This is a genomic window from Variovorax sp. P4_D9 (assembly GCF_056401695.1).
On record NZ_JBFUIU010000887.1, the window covers coordinates 1 to 3,469 of the forward strand.

6 protein-coding genes and 2 pseudogenes are annotated in these 3,469 nt (G+C 69.7%); 4 read left to right on the forward strand and 4 right to left on the reverse strand.

Annotation, left to right across the window (positions count from 1 at the left end; all coding sequences use genetic code 11):
* Positions 1-507 (reverse strand): LysR family transcriptional regulator (locus tag AC1DY5_RS47505; protein ID WP_478121324.1); only part of this gene is annotated, 507 nt, incomplete at its 3' end.
* Here AC1DY5_RS47505 and AC1DY5_RS47510 point away from each other — a divergent pair.
* From AC1DY5_RS47510 to AC1DY5_RS47520, 3 genes and pseudogenes are all read left to right on the forward strand, one after another.
* Positions 506-577, forward strand: a pseudogene (locus AC1DY5_RS47510) (hypothetical protein); the annotation flags it as partial. The gene AC1DY5_RS47505 and the pseudogene AC1DY5_RS47510 overlap by 2 nt on opposite strands.
* 109 nt (positions 578-686) lie before the next feature.
* Positions 687-1,070, forward strand: a pseudogene (locus tag AC1DY5_RS47515) (DUF2817 domain-containing protein); the annotation flags it as partial.
* Positions 1,071-1,081: 11 nt separating this feature from the next.
* On the forward strand, positions 1,082-1,237 hold the full coding sequence (locus tag AC1DY5_RS47520) for a hypothetical protein (RefSeq protein ID WP_478121329.1): 156 nt from the start codon (positions 1,082-1,084) through the stop codon (positions 1,235-1,237).
* Position 1,238: 1 nt separating this feature from the next.
* Here AC1DY5_RS47520 and AC1DY5_RS47525 read toward each other — a convergent pair whose 3' ends face one another.
* Positions 1,239-2,036, reverse strand: coding sequence for an enoyl-CoA hydratase/isomerase family protein (locus AC1DY5_RS47525; RefSeq protein ID WP_478121325.1), 798 nt, complete (start codon positions 2,034-2,036; stop codon positions 1,239-1,241).
* A gap of 19 nt (positions 2,037-2,055) precedes the next feature.
* The gene (locus tag AC1DY5_RS47530; RefSeq protein WP_478121326.1) at positions 2,056-2,472 is read right to left on the reverse strand and encodes a hypothetical protein; all 417 of its coding nucleotides are present in this window, start codon (positions 2,470-2,472) and stop codon (positions 2,056-2,058) included.
* 186 nt (positions 2,473-2,658) lie between these two features.
* On the opposite strand from AC1DY5_RS47530, the gene AC1DY5_RS47535 reads away from it, so the two are divergent.
* Entirely contained in the window at positions 2,659-2,847 is a 189-nt protein-coding gene (locus tag AC1DY5_RS47535) for a hypothetical protein (RefSeq protein ID WP_478121327.1), read from the forward strand.
* A 1-nt stretch (position 2,848) separates the two neighbouring features.
* On the opposite strand, the gene AC1DY5_RS47540 is transcribed toward AC1DY5_RS47535, so the two are convergent.
* Positions 2,849-3,469 (reverse strand): DUF808 family protein (locus AC1DY5_RS47540; protein ID WP_478121328.1); only part of this gene is annotated, 621 nt, incomplete at its 5' end.

Genomic DNA, 3,469 nt, shown 5'->3' on the forward strand with positions numbered 1-3,469 from the left:
CCCGGACCGCCAACTGCACCGGGAACAGATCGATGGCTTCGAACTCGGCATCGAGCGTGCCGGGACCACGTGGGCCACCGACAGGTCGAGTTGGCCGTCGCGCAGCCGCGCCAGCATCCACGGCAGCACCGCCTCGCTGAAGTGCACATCGACCGCGGGCAGGCGCGCGTGGTATTCCTTGAAGGCGGCCGGCAGGATCGTGAGCGCCACCGAGGTGACCGCAACTGCCACCTTGCCGGTGGCGCCGTCGCGGATCTGCGCGATCTCGTCGCGGGCCCTGCGCATGTCGGCCAGTAGCAGCCGTGCGCGCGGCGCGAAGGCCTGGCCGTAGGCCGTGAGGCTCACGCCCTTGACGCTGCGCTCGACCAGTGGCGCGCTGACCTCGCGCTCGAGTTCGCGCACGATCTTGGTGACCGCGGGCTGCGAGATGCCGAGGGTTCGCGCCGCGCCCCGGATGCTCATCTGCTCCACCACGGCGACGAAAGCCAGCAGCTGATTGGGCTTCATGAAAACAAAAGTCATCGAAGAAGAACACGACCTCAACCGCAACCACATCCCCTTCGCGCCGCTGCCGGTCAACGCCGCCTACGCCGAGGTCGAGCCCTTCGTGCTGCCGGCGACCTGGCCGCCGGCGAGGCCGCGATGGCCGCCTACATCGAGACGGCCTGCGGGCCGATCGCGCCGCGGTGACCGCCGGCCAGCACACCTCGCCCGACGGCGTGTTCTACAGCGGCACGGCGCCGTGGTGGAGCAACCGCACCGTGCGCGCGATCCTGCGCAAGTACGCGGCAGACGCCACCGACATCGCCTGGATCGACATCCACACCGGCCTCGGTCCCTACGGCCATGGCGAGAAGATCTACCCGGGCCGCAATGCGCAGTCCGACCTGGCACGCGCGCGGGCCTAATGGGGCGCCGACGTGTTCGCGCCCTTCGAAGGCAATTCGGCCTCGGCCGACGTCTCGGGGCCGGTAGCGTCCACGGTCTACGACGAATGCCCGCAGGCCCATGCCACGATGATGTGCCTCGAGTTCGKCACCCTGCCCGACCTGGAAGTGCTGACCCGCCTGCGCGCCGACACGTGGCTGCGGCGCCACCCCGAAGCGCCGGCGGCGCAGCAGCGCGCGAGAACCTGCGCGACGCCTTCTACTGCGACAATGAGGAATGGAAGGGCATGGTCGTGGGCCAGATCCGGGTGGTGCCGCTCCAGACCCTGCAGGGACTCAAGGCAGCCTGATTCAGGAAAACTTCGGCGCCCGCCGCTCGCGCAGCGAGGCCACGCCTTCGCGCACGTCGGGCCCGGCGAAGCCCATGAATTCAAGCGCCAGCGAGGCGTCGAAGGTCGGCCCAGCCTGCCGCAGCCAGTTGTTGAGCGCGTACTTGGTGAAGCGGATCGCGCTCTGGCTGCCGGCCGCCAGCCGGTCGGCCAACTCATAGGCCCGCGGCAACAGGTCGGCCTCGTCGACCGCCAGCGAGACCAGGCCGATGCGCTCGGCCTCCTCGCCGCTCACCGGCTCGCACAGCAGCAGGTGGTACTTGGCCTTCGCCATGCCGCACAGCAGCGGCCAGACGATCGCCGCATGGTCGCCGGCGGCGACGCCGAGGCGGGTGTGGCCATCGACGATCTTCGCGGTCCTGCTGGCGATCGAGATATCGGCCAGCAGACCGGCCACCAGCCCGGCGCCGACCGCCGGCCCGTGCATCGCGCTGACGATCGGCTTGTCGCAGTTGACGATGTTGTAGACCAGGTCGCGGGCCTCCTTCCAGACCCGGGTGCGGATGGCATCGTCGATGGCCATCTGCTCGACCATTGCGAGGTCGCCGCCACCCGAGAAGCCCATGCCCTCGCCGCGAAGCACGGCGCAGCGCACGCTGTCGTCGGCCGCGACGTCGCGCCAGATCTCGGCCAGCTCGCGATGGCCCTCATGCCCCGCCGTTGGCAGCTTGCCGTTCGCGGCCCGCATCTGGATGTCGAGCACGGCGCCGGCTTCGCCGCGGCGGGTGATCGACAAGCTCCGATAGTGGGCGTAGTCCATGGTGCCGCTCCTCGCTAAGTCAGAGCTTGGCCGCGAGTTCGCGGCATTGCTGCAGGTTGCTGTTGAACTTCGCCGCCATGCCGGGTTCGCAGGCGGAACTGGTGGTCATGATCCGGCACATGCCGACGACCAGGAAATCCGACACGGCATCGGTGCACATCGGGAAGCGCGCCAGCGCGGGGTTGTCGCGCGTCTTGAAGCCCCAGCTGTCGGAAAAGTCCAGCATGCGACCCATAGCGTCCTCGAAATAGTCCCGGTCGCGTGCCGCGATGGCGGCTTCCATTGCCGGAAGCTCGCCGCCCAGGAAGCTCATCGCCGCGGCGGGAAAACGGTTGGCGTCTGCCTGCGCCGCGACGCCGGGGGCGGCGGTGGCAAGCAGCAGCGGCGCAGCGATGCGCCAGAGGATGGCAGGAAGGCGGGTGCGAAGGAGGTCCATGGGTTCCGGTCTGGCAATGGCTTTGAAGGCCGCCCGGCACGGGCGACCGCTGGAAGCGTATTTGAACCGAAACCCGGGCCGCCGGACTAGCAGTTCAGGCGCCCGGCCGCGGTCGCCGGATGTGACGGTGCGCGCGAGGCCTAAACTCRGGTGATGGCTTCCAGACGACCCTCCCGCAGCCCGCGCATGATCGAACGCGGTTTCCTGTGCATCCTCATCGGCGCTGCCGTGCTGATCGCGCCGAACTTCCTGAGCTCGCCGGGCTGGCGCGAGACGATCGAGGGGGCCTACGTGGTGGGATGGTTCGCGCTGGTGCTGGGCATCGCGCTGGTGGCCGTGGCCCTGGTGCAGCGGGCCCGCGGCAAGGAGCGCTGACTCAGCGGGGCTTGCGCGCCCGCTTCACGACTTCGACGCCGGCCAGCACGATGCTGCCGGCGACCACGCCGATCGCGGCATTGGCGCCCATCGCGCCCAGCCCGCCCAGCAGGCCACCAGCGCCGGCGGCCCAGGCCTCGACCGCATGGCCCAGCGCCGGCACGCCGTGCACCAGGATGCCGCCGCCGACCAGGAACATTGCCGCGGTGCCGGCGATCGACAGGCCCTTCATGAGCCACGGAGCCGCCGCCAGGATGCCGCGGCCGACGGCGCGGGCGCCGGCACCATCGCGCCGGCTCAGGTAGAGGCCGGCATCGTCGAGCTTGACGATGCCGGCGACCAGGCCGTAGACACCCACGGTCATGACCAGCGCGATGCCCACCAGCACGGTGAGCTGCGTCAGGAAGGGCTGGCCCTGCACGGTGCCCAGCGTGATCGCGATGATCTCGGCCGAGAGGATGAAGTCGGTGCGCACTGCACCCTTGACCTTCTGCTTCTCGACCGCCACCAGGTCGACATCCTCGCTGGCCACGGCCCGCTCGTGGCGCGCCGTGTCGGCCGCGTGTTCCTGCTTGTGCAGGAACTTGTGGGCCAGCTTCTCGCAGCCTTCGAAGCACAGGAA

Excerpts from the sequence above, each read along its gene's own strand:
- AC1DY5_RS47525 (WP_478121325.1), bottom strand. The coding sequence starts at position 2,036 with ATGGACTACGCCCACTATCGGAGCTTGTCGATCACCCGCCGCGGCGAA.
- AC1DY5_RS47530 (WP_478121326.1), bottom strand. The coding sequence starts at position 2,472 with ATGGACCTCCTTCGCACCCGCCTTCCTGCCATCCTCTGGCGCATCGCT.
- AC1DY5_RS47535 (WP_478121327.1), top strand. The coding sequence starts at position 2,659 with ATGATCGAACGCGGTTTCCTGTGCATCCTCATCGGCGCTGCCGTGCTG.